This window comes from Tissierella sp. (assembly GCF_031460495.1).
Classification (GTDB): domain Bacteria; phylum Bacillota; class Clostridia; order Tissierellales; family Tissierellaceae; genus JAVKTS01.
In genome coordinates this window covers 210,835-225,018 of sequence record NZ_JAVKTS010000001.1, presented here as the reverse complement: position 1 = coordinate 225,018, position 14,184 = coordinate 210,835, and the positions used below count along the sequence as shown (strand labels likewise).

Here is a 14,184-nt window from a genome sequence, read left to right as displayed (position 1 = left end):
TTATATTATTCATTAAAGTTTACACCATTTTTTCTAAGTAAAGATAGAATTATCTCTGAAGTTTCTTCTATAGCTTTATTTGCAACATTTATTACTGGGCAACCTACCCTTTTCATGATTTTCTCTGCATAATCAAGTTCATCGAGTATTCTCTCGAGGCTTGCATAGCTTGAACCACTAGGTAATCCTAGAGCCTTTAGTCTTTCTTCTCTTATTTCATTTAATTTCTCGGGAGAATTAGTAAGACCTATTATCTTTTTAGCAGGTATTTTAAATATCTCCTTTGGTGGTTCAACTTCATTAACTAAAGGTAGATTGGCTACCTTAATATTCTTATTTGCTAAGTACATTGAAAGTGGAGTCTTTGATGTCCTGGAAACACCTAATAAAACAATATCAGCCTTTTCAAATCCTCGTGGATCCTTACCATCATCATATTTAACAGCAAATTCTATGGCAGCTACCCTTTTGAAATATGCTTCATCTAGTTTTCTTATGACACCTGGCTCCCGTGAAGGCTCTGCATTTAGTTTTTTCTTTAGAACTTCTACGAGGGGGCTCATCAGATCAATGGATTCTAACTTTGTATCCCGGACATAGTTCTCTATATATTCAACGAGGGATATATCCACTAAGGTATAAATAAGGATTGAATTTTCAATACTAGCAGCTTCATCAAGTATCTCTTTTAATCTTCCTATATCATGGATATATGGGTATCTTTTGATTTCGTAATTATCAGTCTTAAATTGAGATATGGCAGCTCGAGTGACTAAAGCTCCTGTTTCTCCCAAGGAATCTGATATAACATATACTTTTAATCCTTCCAATAGATCTCCTCCTTTCAATTGTGTTGCTCTATATAATTATATAGTATGACACATTTAATTTAATGTCAACATAATTCTATAAAAAAAATCAAAGAATTATATGGTATTTATACCCCTAATCCTTTGATTTTATGTTTAGTAGCTATTTTATTATTAAAGCAAATTCACAAAATATATATTAGACTCTAATATAATCTACATACTTATAATGTAAATCATCTTGATTATATACTTCAGATTCATTAACTATCTTCCAATCCTCTAGTAAATCAAGATTTGGAATAAAGGTATCTGCACCTTCAAAAGCTTGAAATATTTTAGTTATATAAGCCTTGTTACAATGAGATATCATTTGTTTTGCAATATTTCCTCCTCCTATGAGAAAATTTTTCATTTCATCATTAGGATTTAGCTCCTTCAGTAATGGAAATAGCTCATCTGTAGAATTAATTACAATTCCACCCTCTGCTTTATATGTCTTATCTCTTGAGATTACTATGTTTATTCTATTAGGTAATGCCCTCTTATCTGGTAAGGATTCAAATGTTCTTCTTCCCATTATGATAATATTACCTTCTGTAAGAAGCCTAAATCTTTTTAAGTCCTCAGATATTTTGTAGAGTAAATCTCCATCATATCCAATATTCCAATTGCTATCTACTGCAAATATTAAAATCATATTGCCCTCCTATTAACTTTATGCTTTATCTTCAATTCTAGTTTTTCCATAACAATACCAAATATCCATGAAATACATATTATTGCAAATAACTGGAACGCAAATGCTAAAGTCATAGAGTAGTTCTTTATCTGTGTGAATAGATTTAGTTCCCTCAATATTCTTATAAAGAATATGTGAGATAAATATATGGTAAATGAATGCTTGCTTAAAGAACTAATGACTCTATTATCGATCCAATTATACTTTCTAATCTTAAGCATATCAGCTAATACATAAATATTTACTATGGAAATTAGGCTAAATATCCACCAACCATATCTATATAACCCCTTGGATATAAGAGGCAACTGTGCAATATCTCCATATCTATCTGCGAAATAATATAGTGTAAATATGGTATAAATAGTAAATATGATTATTCTTAATGCCCTAGTTAATTCAAATCCTTTTATTTTTAAATTAGCAAATACAATACCTAATCCAAAAAATATAATGTAATTCATAAAAAATCTATCTTTGAAAGGCATTTTTATATATAGAATAGTAATGGCATTTAATATAAAGAAGATGCTCATTGATAACACATCATTGTTTATTTTTTTATATATCTTTAAACATAAGGGAAAAACAAGATAAAATTGTATAATTAACACCATGTAGTATAGATGAAAACTCGCTCTTCCAAGGATTAAATCCTTTACTATGCTTACTATATTGATTGCAGAATTATAGTAAAAATAATTTGCAAAAGTATAAATTCCACTCCATATTAAATATGGAAATAAAATTTTCAACATCCTTTTCTTGTAAAAGTCTAATGTTTTATATTCCTTATTATGATATGCATAATACAATACAAATCCACTAATAAAGACAAAGCAAGGGACCGCAAATTGAGATAAGGTGTTTAGTAGAATAATAATTTTATACTGTATACTTCCATAAGTAAAGGAGGTCCAAAACTCAGCTGTAACATGAATCATAATTACAAGAATACAGCAAATAGCTCTAATCCATTCTATCTCTCCTAATTTTTTACTATGTGCTACCTTATCCATATTCATTCTCCTCTTAGTTTATATATTATCTTAGCTGCTTCAATTATAATAGTTTTTTTGTGAGCTTGTCAACTTTGGAGAATAAGCAAATTTTTATATTTTAGTAGATATAAATTCATAAAATGCACAAGCTATATGAAATAACATTAAGAAATTTATTAATTAGGAGATGACATCATGAAAGGTAAAAAAGAGAAGAAGAAAGGTCTTCAGTTTCCAACAGCTTTTACAGTATTATTTATTGTTCTAATTTTAGCAGCATTGTTGACTTATATAGTCCCTGCAGGACTTTATTCTAGACTAACTTATGATCCAGACCAAAGTCTTTTCCTTGTTGAAGATTCTGCAGGTGAAAGTAGCACTTTACCTGCTTCACAAGAGACTTTAAATAGCTTAAATATCAAAATGGATATTGAGAAGTTTATAGATGGTAGTATTAGAAAGCCTATAGCGATCCCAGGAACTTATGAGGAAATAGAGCAATCACCTCAAGGTTTGTTATCTATTATCATGTCACCTGTCCAAGGTGTAATGGATACTGTTGATATCATGGTCTTTGTTTTGATACTTGGTGGTATAATAGGTTTAATTAACAAAACTGGTACCTTTGATGCTGGTATTGCAGCATTATCAAAGAAAACTAAAGGAAAAGAATTCTTGTTAGTAATTTTTGTTTCTGCTTTAATAGCTATAGGTGGCACAACATTTGGGTTGGCAGAAGAAACAATAGCCTTATATCCTATATTAATGCCTATATTTATAGCTAATGGATATGATGCAATCATTGGTATCGCTGCAATCTATATGGGATCTTCTATCGGTTCCATGTTCTCTACTGTAAATCCTTTTTCAGTAGTTATTGCCTCAAATGCAGCAGGAATATCCTTTAATGAAGGCCTTGTTTTTCGTCTAATATCATTAGTACTGGCAATGATAATAACATTAGTGTATATTTATGCATATGCTAAAAAAATTAAAAAGGATCCAAAGGCCTCTTTAACCTATGAGGACAATAAGAGTATCGAAGAGAGATTCTTGAAAGATTATGATCCAGATAATGTCCTGCCTTTTAATTGGAGAAGAATGCTAATACTTCTCATATTTTTAGGAGCATTTCCGATTATGGTTTGGGGTGTATCCACAGGTGTTTGGTGGTTCCCAGAGATGTCAGGATTATTCTTAGCAGTGGCCATTATAATTATATTCTTATCAGGCCTTTCTGAAAAAGAAGCAGTCAATACCTTCTTAGCAGGTGCTGCAGATCTAATAGGAGTTGTCTTAATTATTGGTGTGGCTAGAGCCATTAATATAGTAATGGATAATGGAATGATCTCTGATACTTTACTTTATGCTTCATCAACTGTCATTGAAAATATGAGTGGAGGCATTTTTGCAGTAGTTCAAATGTTGCTATTTAGCTTTTTAGGATTCTTTGTACCATCATCATCTGGTCTTGCAACTTTATCTATGCCTATAATGGCACCTTTAGCTGATACAGTAGGAGTATCAAGGGATATTGTAGTTACTGCATATAACTGGGGTCAAGGTTGGATGTCTTTTATCACTCCAACAGGCCTTATCTTAGCAACCCTTGAGATGGTAGATGTAACATATAATAAATGGTTAAAATTCATACTTCCATTAATGGGAATTATTGGAGTATTTGCAGCTGTAATGTTATTCATTCAAACAATAATATAAAGATAGGTGATTAAATGAATATATTAGAAAACTTAAATCCCAAAAGAGTATTTTACTATTTTGAACAATTAACACAAATTCCTAGATGCTCCTATGATGAGCAAAATGTAAGTGATTATCTAAAAAGTATAGGAAAAAAACTAGGGCTTGAAACAATACAAGATGATTTACTAAATATCATCATTAGAAAGCCTGCTACTAAAGGATATGAAGAGTCAGAAGGAGTTATAATTCAAGGACATATGGATATGGTATGCGAAAAAGAAGACGACTCCAATCATAATTTTAAAACTGACCCTATAGAATTAATTATTGATGGAGATTATATTAGGGCTAATAAAACTACTTTGGGAGCAGATAATGGAATTGCCATAGCAATGGGCCTAGCCATACTTGAAGATAATACTTTGGAGCATCCAATGATAGAATTGTTGGTTACATCTTCAGAGGAAACTGAAATGGATGGAGCTCTAGGATTATCAGACAAAGTCTTAAAGGGAAGAAGATTATTAAATGTAGACTCAGAAGAAGAAGGAATACTTGTAACGGGATCTGCTGGTGGAGAATTAATTGAAATCAGAGTTCCTGCTGAATACGACAATATCTCAGGATATGATGAAGTAAGTATTGAAGTTCGTGGATTGATGGGTGGCCATTCTGGTATGGAAATCCATAAGCCTAGAGCTAATGCAAACAAGATATTGAATAATATACTAAAAGAGATAAAAGCATCCTTAGATATAAAATTAGTAGCTATTACAGGAGGAACTAAAGATAATGCTATTCCAAGACAGTCTGTGGCCAATATTGGAGTAAGTACTGAAGATTTATCTAAATTCAATAATATAATTGAAGAAATGAAAAAGAAAGTACTTGATGATAGTAAAACTCACGAGCCAAATATAGAAATAGTAATTACAAAAGGAGATTCAGTTTCAAAGGTGTTTAAAGATACAGTACTTAATACTGTAATCTCGCTACTTGATAATATCCCTACGGGAGTATTTACTAGATTGCCAGAAAATGAAGAAATCGTTGAAAGTTCCAGTAACTTAGCTATAATTAAAACTGAAGATGGCAGAATTATAATTCAAGTTTCAACTCGAAGTTCAGCAGAAAACAATCTATTAAAATTAAGAGAAAAAATTGTAGCATCTGTAAATGAGGCTAACTGCCAATATGAAATTAGCGGTAGCTATCCTCACTGGGAATACAATCCAGAATCAAGATTAAGAGATACAGCTTTAAAAGTCTATGAAGACTTATTCCACATAAAGATGGAATCAACTGTTATTCATGCAGGATTGGAATGTGGAGTCTTGGCAAAAAAATATCCACTAGACATCATTTCCTTTGGTCCCAATATGTATGATGTCCATACTCCACAAGAAAAGCTTAGTATTTCCTCTACAGAGAGGACATATCAATACCTTATTGAATTGTTAAAGCAGCTAAAATAAGAATATATACCCCCTAGTCTAATGACTAGGGGGTACTTAAAATCCATCATTTCTGTTTATAAAATGAATTGCTTATTTTATGCCTTGAAATTATATATTGGTTTTATTATATCTAGAACCTCAGCAGTTTCAGTTAAATTATTCAATATTTCTTCTATAGGCTTATAGGCAAAGGGAGATTCGTCTAAGGTATGTTCATTTATTGAGGTTGAATAAATACCCTCCATACTCTTTTTAAAGTCATCTAGAGTTACAGCTCCCTTTGCAACATTTCTACTCATAAGCCTTCCAGCCCCATGAGGAGCAGAATAGTTCCACTCTGGATTACCTTTTCCTATGGCAATTATTGAACCATCTCTCATGTTTATTGGTATTAGAATTTTCTCACCTTCATAGGCTGAGATAGCACCTTTTCTAATTATATTATCCTCAAAATTAATATAATTGTGAACGGTCTCAAAATAGCTGAATTCATTTAATCCCTTTCCTAGCAGTTCTCTAAGAATAATATCTGCCATCATTTCACGATTTAGACTTGCATATTCTTGACATATTTTCATATCATGGAGATACTTATCTCTATATTCTCCAGTTAAATAACATAAGGCTTTAGGATAATTAGGCTGAAGTTCATCATATTCCTTTTTCAATTCAGCTAGAACTTTCTTTATTTCCTTTCGTCTGCCTTCTTCTTTATATTTAGCAATTATCTCTTCTCTTTTTATAAAATAATCCTCTTTACCACTACATAAATCTATGGCAAGTTTCTGATAAATCTCTGCAACTTGCTTCCCTAGATTTCTACTACCTGAATGGATTACTAGGTATTTATTTTTTTGGCTGTCTACCCCAACTTCGACAAAGTGATTGCCAGACCCCAGGGTCCCTATACTTCTTTCAATTCTTTTAGTATCCTTCAAATCCCTAAAGCAATATAAGTCATTTAGCTTATCAAATTTAAACCTTCTTTCATTATGGGTGGCTTTACCTGATGGAACTTTATTCTTTATTATGTCATCTAATTTTGGTAGATCTAAGACTAGATCTCCAAGCTCCACAGTAAGCATGCCACAACCCAAATCAACCCCAACAATATTGGGTATTACTTTATCTCCCATATCTGCTGTAAAACCGATTACACAGCCCATACCTTGATGAACATCAGGCATTATTCGGACCTTAGAATCTTTTATGAAATCTTGATCTAATAATTCAATAATTTGCTCCTTTGCTCCATCCTCTAGATTATCTGTAAAAACTTTAGCAATACTATATTTCCCTTGTAGTTCCATTTAACCACCTCTTTAATATCATAACATAAGTTTTCCCCATTCATCTTTACTAAGGATATAATGGTGAAATTCTTCATTTTCTATCTCAATATCATTTACATACTTAAATCCAGATTTTTTAATCACTCTATTTGAAGGTATATTATGTGTCAATGCTATTGCATTTAATACTTCAATATTAGTATTGTCAAATAAGTATTTTACTAATCCTTGTGCTGCCTGAGTTGTATATCCCTTAGATCTATAATCCTTTGAAATAGCATAGGCTATCTCTCTATTTGGTGGTGGTAACTCATCTTTTATAAATGTAGCACACCAACCGATAAACTCTTTTGTCTCCTTTAATATGATACCCAGAATTAATCCTTCCTCTTCGATATTTGGAATAGAGTCTAAAAAATGCTTATTCTTTTCCATATGAAAATCTATAAGAATTTTCCTTCTTTCTTCCTTTGTGGATATCCAATCAGGTAAATAATCTGTTATTTCAGGTTGTAAAGTAAGAGCATACAGCTCATCTAAATCCTCTAATCTAAACTCTCTTAATACTATATCCTTACACTCTATTATAAAAGCATTTTTTGAACTTCTCTCTTCATAATTAATATCTATATTATTTGACATGATAATTTTCATCCTTTCAATGGATTTGTTTTCTTGTCTCATCAGTAGAGTCATTTGTTTGTGACTTCAATTAATTCTGCCATAATTAATACTTCTATTCTACTTTCCAACTGATTATGCATTATCTCTATTATTCCATTAGCTTCTAATGATTTAGCCTTGTTCCTCGATATTCCCAATATATTAGAAATCAACTTGTCTATACGAAATTTACATTGATATGGATTACATAATACTATATAATCCCCTTTCTTAAATTCCATATCATCTCCTACTATATCATAATCTACACTAGACCAGTCAATATCAGCCCTATTCCTTAAAAATAATTCCTTGTCCTTACCTAAGTCTAAAGCATATTGTAAATTATTGCTTTCAAACTTCTCATACTCAATCTTGGAAATATCAGTTACTTTTATTCTCTCATGAATGCTTAAGTTATAGGTATGTTTGCATTTTTCACATTGATAAATTAACCATACATCTAGATATTTTCCATTTGCATTGATCCTAAACTTTTTTGTACTTATATAGTTTGTCTTACATCCACATCCAGCACAATTACGAAATATCTTAAAAGAATCCTTTTGCATAATCGTATATTCAATTCTTCTTAAATAGCCCATTTTACTCTCCTTTGTTTACCAGAATATACAAAGGCTATTACATCTCTCTTGGTATATTTGCAATAGCCTTAGCTACGCAAAACAAAAAGGTATGCCCATATCTTTCCTCCTAAAATTATCTTTATTTCCAATCTATCTTAATCCAATACTACCTACATTTCTACCTCAAACATTTATTTAAAAAAGAATAAGCCAATATACCTTATGTATATGGGCTTATTCTTTTAAAATTGTTTTTTCATTAGAAGGATAATACGCTGTATACTTTTTTCAGATAAAAAGTATTTATTAGCTAATTCTATAGCTGTATATCCTTGCTGATAGTCAGTATATATTTGTTGATTTCGTATGTCTAACTCCATGCGTATAGTAGTCTTTGCTCCCCATTCCCGTCTTTTATTTTCTTTTCTAGGAATATAGATACATCCACCATCAACATATTTATAAATTAACTCTATAATTTCTACAGGAAATATATCCTCTGCTCTTTTATAGCTCATTTTGCCCTCCTAAAAATATATTCTTTTAGGAATAGCAATGGCTACAACAAAATAAATTTTTTCAATTAATTTGCATTAGCCAGTGCTATGCAAAAATAACATATCTTCTCATAAAACAATCCCCCTCTGAGGTTAGTATACTTCATAAGTATATTTACCGCAATAAATTTTACCTTTATTAAATTAGGAAAGAGAAGTTATTTTTATTTCCTTTGCATTGCAGCATGCTTTTATATCCCCTATAGTTTGTTTAAATAACTCAGTAAATTTATCCTCTGTGGTGATTACCACCTCTTCTATTTCTGCCTTCATTGATAGAGAGTTTTCAGACTTATACTTTCTTGTTTCAGAAATAATGTCCTTTAATTCTTCTCCAAAGATAATAATCTCATCATCAATAGGTTTTTCAGTCTCCCAATACAACTTGTGTAGAGAAATACCCTTTTCACGCTGCCTAAAAAATTCTTGATAAATATATTCAGTTATATGTGGAACATAAATGGCGTATAACTTTAATATATTGAGCATGGAATAATATAGGGCGTATTGGGCTGATTGTCGTTCTTTATAACCATGGATTTCAGGTTGATATAAACGCTCCTTAACAATCTCAAAATAATAATCACATAGATCCTTCCAGAAAAAATCATCAATTTCATGTCTAGCTGATCCTATTTCATATTGGTCAAGAAATTTCTTTGCATTAATGGTAGTTTGCTTGCATCTCTCAATTATCCATCTATCTACAGGCATCAAATCAATATCAGCATTAAGATCAATGTCTTGCAAATGAGATATTGAAAACTTAGATGCATTCCATAGCTTTGTTATAAATCTTCTAGCTATACCTAATTCATCAATTGAGAAGAATGTATCTGTTCCAAGCTTAGAATTAGCAGCCCAATATCTTATTATATCAGCAGAGTGATTTTCAATAAGCAATTTTGGTTCTAACTGAGAATTACTCTTTGACTTGCTAATTTTCTCTCCCTTTTTAGCAAGAACAAATCCAGAAACCATTATATCCTTCCAAGGAATTTGACCTGTATGGTAAAGACTTTTAACTATAGTATAAAAGGCCCATGTTCGTATAATTTCATGAGCCTGTGCCCTCAAACTCATTGGTAAAATCCTATCTGAAATATCATTTTCTTCTTCCCATTTTGCATTTATCTGAGGAGTAACTGACGAAGTAGCCCAAGTATCAAAAACAGATCTTTCAGGTATAAATTCATCACATCCACATGTACAAGAACTTTTAGGTTTTGTTTCTAGAGGATTTACAGGCAATGTATTTTCATCTGCAATTATTATCTCTCCACAATTTTTACAATACCATATTGGAAAAGGAACTCCAAAGTATCTTTGCCGAGATATACACCAATCCCACTTAAGGTTTTCAACCCATAATACATATCTGTTTTTCATATATTCAGGATACCAATTGATTTTATCAGCTGCTTTTAAAAATAATTCTTTATTTGTGAGTATATCAATATACCACTGTCTTGACGGTATAATTTCAATTTCCTTTCCACATCGCTCGTGTACAGCCACATTATGCTTGATGCTTTTTGATTCTAAAAGCAATCCTTCTTTTGAAAGCAAATCGATAATCTGTCTTCGAGCAGCTAAAACCTTTAAACCCCTTATTAATGGAACATTTTCATCTATCCTTCCATCAGCTAGAATAACCTTTCTGTAAGGCAGTTTATATGTTTCATACCATTCTAGGTCAGTAGAGTCACCAAAGGTTGCACACATAACTACACCTGTTCCCTTATCCATACTTACTTTGTTATCTGCCAATATAGGAATTTCATAATCATATAATGGAACCATGGCATTTTTACCAATATATTCTTTATATCTACTATCCTCTGGATTTACAAATAGACAAACACAGCCATATAGCAATTCTGGTCTTGTTGTAGCTATTAATAAATCTTCTGCTTCTGCTTTAAATTTAATGTAATTAAATGTGGCATCTTTCTCAATAGTATCTAACTCCGCTTGAGCTATTGAAGTCTGACATTCAGTACACCATAATACTGGTGATTCTTTCATATATGCCTTTTTATCTTTTAAAAGTTTTATAAAGGATCTTTGCGATATTCTTTGAACCATAGGGTTAATTGTTTCATATTGAAGGGACCAGTCAACTGAAAATCCCAAAGACTGCCATAAATCTTTAAATTCCTCTTCATATTTTGCAGAGCTTATAATACATTTTCTTATAAATTCACTTCTTGGAAGGTTTTTGGCAATAATACCTTCATCTTTTTCAACAAGTCTTTCAGTTGGTAAGCCGTTATCGTCAAAGCCAAAAGGATAAAAAACATTGTATCCTTGCATTCGCTTATATCGTGCTATCATTTCTGCCTGTGTGTAGGAAAATATATGTCCAATGTGCAGATTGCCACTAACAGTAGGTGGTGGAGTATCAATAGAATAGATTTCTTTTTTACTATCTAAATCAAAATTATATATGGAATTTTCTTTCCAAAGCTTTTGCATCTCTTTTTCTACTTCTTTAAAGTCATATTTTTTCTCCATGGTAATACCTCCTTAAATTTACGAACACAAAACAAAAACCGCCCTAAGCTTTTAAATTTGCTTAGGGCGGATTATATATAAGTCCGCGGTACCACCTAAATTCAGATATGACTATCTGCACTCTGTCAATACGAGATAAAATATATTATCTGATATTGCTTTCCTTTTAACGGTGGAAATTTCCGTTGAAGCCTACTAAGATTATATCTTTTCGGTTCACAACTCAAAGGCTACTTCCATACTTCCTTCACGAAGATTTTCACCAACCATCTTCTCTCTTTGCTTCAGGTGAATATGTACTACTCCTTATCAATGCCATTTTGTTCGTGTTCATTTATACTATGATATTTTATTATTCCAGAAAAGTCAACATTAATTTTTTATTTTTTACTTTCTACATCTGAGCTACAATGAAGGAATATCGTTTAGGAAAGGTGCTATGAATAAGTGATTTAGCAAAAATATCACAGTATTACACTAGAAGGCATAAAATGTATAAAAACCTATAGTAAAGGAGCTTAAGTTTATGAATGACTATCCTCATAATACAGATTTATCTAATCAATATCAGCATCCGTCTAATTATACATGCTTAAATGCAACAGGTTGCTTTAACCAACTCTGTAGATATTTTACACCGTGCACATTTCCTCCCCCATCAATAACTAAACCAATGTTGGATTATACTGTTGCAGTGCCAATTAACTTAGCCAAGTCATTAGAAGGAAAGTACTTCGTAGGATATGCTGATAACCTCACCTTCGGGAGAGGTACAAATGCTTGGGCTAGATTATACAACCCTCCAAATTCTAGAGTAAATTTACATGTGACTGTGTGGACGGTAAGTGATATATCTATATCTAGCTTTAGAGCCCAGATTTGGTTTAATGCCATTCCACCAGGAACGATCCAAAATTCCACCCTTATAACTCCAGCTAACATGGCACTTTGTCCCTTACCATCTCCTATGGTAAAACTTCAGTATGCAAGCAATGTGGCAGGAGATCCAACTGAAGGAGTTAAGGCTTTTGTTCGCCGAGGCCAACCAGAGACTACATTGGTAGATGATGAACAAGGAAAGTTTATCTTTCCACCTGGTGGATCTTTTCTAATTTTCCTATCTAATCCAGAGACACCAGAGCTAGAGGCTGCTGGTAGGGTTGCCTTTGGCTGGTGGGAGGAACCTATCTTTCCCTAAAATATAAAATCCCCTTGTACTATTTAGATGCAAGGGGTCCTTGTTTTTTAAATTACTAAAATATGCAAAGGTCATTACATTCATATTGGAATCCACAAAATGTTTGTGTAAACTTCCTATAATCATTTCTTTGTAATATTCTATCTACTGCTTTTTCTAAGCCATAGATATCACTAATAGGTTGAGTATAAATTAATAAATGATTTTATCTTACTTCTCTGCGTCAAATTATGCTTCTTTTGTAAAATCTACTTCTGTAACTACACCGTAGTGGTCACTTGCTGAAAGATTGTTTTCAGATGAAATATCCATACCAAAGATTCTTACATTCCTTAGTGTTTTCTCAGCCCAATTGTCCAATATATATATCCTATCAACTACACTGGGAATATAGAATGTATTTTTCCCTCCCCATCTGGGATTATTAACAAAATCAAGGGTAGGTTTTAATGGCAAGTCATTTAATATGGCATAGGCACTTGATAGTTCATCCCAGTACGGATTTGATTCATTTCCGTTTATTGTTTGATCACCACCTAAATATCTATGTATGCTTGAATTAAAGCCTCCGTTAAAGTCACCTAACATAATAAAATAATCCGCTTCTCCCTTTTGCAAATGAATATACCTATCTATGGCAACAATCTGTTCTTCTTGCGTTTTTATGGAATCCCAAGGTAAATGAACATTGGTTAATGAAAAGCGTGTTTCCCCTACCTCAAAAATCACATTAAGTGCAGCACTATAGGCAAATTCTTCACTTGTATTAAGAAAAAAACAGCTTTTTATAGGATATCTACTTAAAATAGCTAGACCTTCTTCATCATCTGTATACTTCCTAAATTCACAAAACTCATAATCTGTTTTTGTTAATAAAAAGTTACTATAAAAATTCTCAGTTACTTCTTGTAAGCCAATAATATCAGCATCAGAAGAATTTATTTCATTTATTAATTGTTCAAAGCGATTGTCATTAGTATTTCTATCATTCCAAATATTATAAGTTGCTATTTTCATAAAAATCAACCCCTCATATTTTTAACTATTGACCTAATATATTTGATTGTTCATTTTCAGTAGAATCTGTCATTTTTAAATAGGCATCTTTTGTTAGTCCAAAATATACTTCATCATAATATCTACCATTTGTATAGATATTTTGTTTTAAAACTCCTTCTTGTTCACATCCAAGTTTTTTGTGCATCTTAATGGACCCTTCATTTCCTTCTAAAACACTTATAGAATATTTATTTAATCTTCTTTCCATAAATCCATATCTTAAAAGTAATTTCATAGCACTTGTTCCATATCCCTTACCCCTATGGTCTCTATGAACCTTAAGTCCAATCCCAAAAGTTCCATTTTTATCATCATCTAATAAAATATTTATTCTACCTACAAGTATTTCATCTAATGTTTCTATTGCAAATGCTATTCTACAATTATTAGTAGATAAATTTGCGATTTTCTCAGAATACTTTCTTGAATTTAAAACTGTTGGTGGAAGATCAACCCCATAATCTGCTAGTCTGCCTGCTGAGGTATCGAAATTAGTATAATAATCCCACTCCCAATCATCTTCACTCCAAGCCCTCAATCTTACTAAATCATCTTGCCAATAATAATTATCATATACTATTTCTTTCATAATTACCCC

13 protein-coding genes and 1 other annotated feature are annotated in these 14,184 nt (G+C 31.8%); of the genes, 3 read left to right on the top strand and 10 right to left on the bottom strand.

Annotation, left to right across the window (positions count from 1 at the left end; genetic code table 11):
* Nucleotides 1–5: 5 nt before the first annotated feature.
* The 3 genes from RIN63_RS01075 to RIN63_RS01065 all read right to left on the bottom strand — a co-directional run bounded on the left by RIN63_RS01075 (nucleotide 6) and on the right by RIN63_RS01065 (nucleotide 2,570).
* Nucleotides 6–830 carry a pyruvate, water dikinase regulatory protein gene (locus RIN63_RS01075; RefSeq protein WP_310442798.1) on the bottom strand — a complete coding sequence of 275 codons (825 nt, stop codon included), beginning with the start codon at nucleotides 828–830 and terminating at the stop codon, nucleotides 6–8.
* 178 nt (nucleotides 831–1,008) lie between these two features.
* On the bottom strand, nucleotides 1,009–1,509 hold the full coding sequence (locus RIN63_RS01070) for a dihydrofolate reductase (protein WP_310442797.1): 501 nt from the start codon (nucleotides 1,507–1,509) through the stop codon (nucleotides 1,009–1,011).
* Complete coding sequence (locus tag RIN63_RS01065) at nucleotides 1,506–2,570, bottom strand: acyltransferase (RefSeq protein WP_310442796.1); 1,065 nt, start codon at nucleotides 2,568–2,570, stop codon at nucleotides 1,506–1,508. The genes RIN63_RS01070 and RIN63_RS01065 overlap by 4 nt, the downstream gene beginning before the upstream one ends.
* 177 nt (nucleotides 2,571–2,747) lie before the next feature.
* Here RIN63_RS01065 and RIN63_RS01060 point away from each other — a divergent pair, with 177 nt between their 5' ends.
* Both RIN63_RS01060 and RIN63_RS01055 read left to right on the top strand, forming a co-directional pair.
* Nucleotides 2,748–4,271, top strand: a complete 1,524-nt coding sequence (locus tag RIN63_RS01060) for a YfcC family protein (protein WP_310442795.1) — start codon at nucleotides 2,748–2,750, stop codon at nucleotides 4,269–4,271.
* A 14-nt stretch (nucleotides 4,272–4,285) separates the two neighbouring features.
* Nucleotides 4,286–5,731 carry an aminoacyl-histidine dipeptidase gene (locus tag RIN63_RS01055; protein ID WP_310442794.1) on the top strand — a complete coding sequence of 482 codons (1,446 nt, stop codon included), beginning with the start codon at nucleotides 4,286–4,288 and terminating at the stop codon, nucleotides 5,729–5,731.
* Nucleotides 5,732–5,808: 77 nt separating this feature from the next.
* Here the strand turns inward: RIN63_RS01055 and RIN63_RS01050 are convergent, their stop codons facing one another.
* The 5 genes from RIN63_RS01050 to RIN63_RS01030 form a co-directional block, all read right to left on the bottom strand.
* Entirely contained in the window at nucleotides 5,809–7,023 is a 1,215-nt protein-coding gene (locus RIN63_RS01050) for an RtcB family protein (protein ID WP_310442793.1), read from the bottom strand.
* A gap of 18 nt (nucleotides 7,024–7,041) precedes the next feature.
* The gene (locus RIN63_RS01045) at nucleotides 7,042–7,647 is read right to left on the bottom strand and encodes a GNAT family N-acetyltransferase (protein ID WP_310442792.1); all 606 of its coding nucleotides are present in this window, start codon (nucleotides 7,645–7,647) and stop codon (nucleotides 7,042–7,044) included.
* A gap of 50 nt (nucleotides 7,648–7,697) precedes the next feature.
* Complete coding sequence (locus tag RIN63_RS01040; RefSeq protein WP_310442791.1) at nucleotides 7,698–8,273, bottom strand: DUF1062 domain-containing protein; 576 nt, start codon at nucleotides 8,271–8,273, stop codon at nucleotides 7,698–7,700.
* Between the two features lie 224 nt (nucleotides 8,274–8,497).
* Entirely contained in the window at nucleotides 8,498–8,773 is a 276-nt protein-coding gene (locus RIN63_RS01035) for a CD3324 family protein (RefSeq protein ID WP_310442790.1), read from the bottom strand.
* A 183-nt stretch (nucleotides 8,774–8,956) separates the two neighbouring features.
* A complete protein-coding gene (locus tag RIN63_RS01030; RefSeq protein ID WP_310442789.1) occupies nucleotides 8,957–11,329 on the bottom strand; it encodes a valine--tRNA ligase in 2,373 nt (790 codons plus the stop codon).
* A gap of 59 nt (nucleotides 11,330–11,388) precedes the next feature.
* Nucleotides 11,389–11,651: a binding site (T-box leader), on the bottom strand.
* 204 nt (nucleotides 11,652–11,855) lie between these two features.
* Here RIN63_RS01030 and RIN63_RS01025 point away from each other — a divergent pair.
* The gene (locus RIN63_RS01025) at nucleotides 11,856–12,527 is read left to right on the top strand and encodes a DUF6143 family protein (RefSeq protein WP_310442788.1); all 672 of its coding nucleotides are present in this window, start codon (nucleotides 11,856–11,858) and stop codon (nucleotides 12,525–12,527) included.
* A gap of 228 nt (nucleotides 12,528–12,755) precedes the next feature.
* Here the strand turns inward: RIN63_RS01025 and RIN63_RS01020 are convergent, their stop codons facing one another.
* Both RIN63_RS01020 and RIN63_RS01015 read right to left on the bottom strand, forming a co-directional pair.
* A complete protein-coding gene (locus tag RIN63_RS01020) occupies nucleotides 12,756–13,544 on the bottom strand; it encodes an endonuclease/exonuclease/phosphatase family protein (protein ID WP_310442787.1) in 789 nt (262 codons plus the stop codon).
* Nucleotides 13,545–13,569: 25 nt separating this feature from the next.
* Entirely contained in the window at nucleotides 13,570–14,175 is a 606-nt protein-coding gene (locus RIN63_RS01015; RefSeq protein WP_310442786.1) for a GNAT family protein, read from the bottom strand.
* Nucleotides 14,176–14,184: the final 9 nt, after the last annotated feature.

Excerpts from the sequence above, each read along its gene's own strand:
- RIN63_RS01025 (WP_310442788.1), top strand. The coding sequence starts at position 11,856 with ATGAATGACTATCCTCATAATACAGATTTATCTAATCAATATCAGCAT.
- RIN63_RS01030 (WP_310442789.1), bottom strand. The coding sequence starts at position 11,329 with ATGGAGAAAAAATATGACTTTAAAGAAGTAGAAAAAGAGATGCAAAAG.
- RIN63_RS01035 (WP_310442790.1), bottom strand. The coding sequence starts at position 8,773 with ATGAGCTATAAAAGAGCAGAGGATATATTTCCTGTAGAAATTATAGAG.
- RIN63_RS01015 (WP_310442786.1), bottom strand. The coding sequence starts at position 14,175 with ATGAAAGAAATAGTATATGATAATTATTATTGGCAAGATGATTTAGTA.
- RIN63_RS01020 (WP_310442787.1), bottom strand. The coding sequence starts at position 13,544 with ATGAAAATAGCAACTTATAATATTTGGAATGATAGAAATACTAATGAC.
- RIN63_RS01050 (WP_310442793.1), bottom strand. The coding sequence starts at position 7,023 with ATGGAACTACAAGGGAAATATAGTATTGCTAAAGTTTTTACAGATAAT.
- RIN63_RS01040 (WP_310442791.1), bottom strand. The coding sequence starts at position 8,273 with ATGGGCTATTTAAGAAGAATTGAATATACGATTATGCAAAAGGATTCT.
- RIN63_RS01055 (WP_310442794.1), top strand. The coding sequence starts at position 4,286 with ATGAATATATTAGAAAACTTAAATCCCAAAAGAGTATTTTACTATTTT.
- RIN63_RS01070 (WP_310442797.1), bottom strand. The coding sequence starts at position 1,509 with ATGATTTTAATATTTGCAGTAGATAGCAATTGGAATATTGGATATGAT.
- RIN63_RS01065 (WP_310442796.1), bottom strand. The coding sequence starts at position 2,570 with ATGGATAAGGTAGCACATAGTAAAAAATTAGGAGAGATAGAATGGATT.
- RIN63_RS01045 (WP_310442792.1), bottom strand. The coding sequence starts at position 7,647 with ATGTCAAATAATATAGATATTAATTATGAAGAGAGAAGTTCAAAAAAT.
- RIN63_RS01060 (WP_310442795.1), top strand. The coding sequence starts at position 2,748 with ATGAAAGGTAAAAAAGAGAAGAAGAAAGGTCTTCAGTTTCCAACAGCT.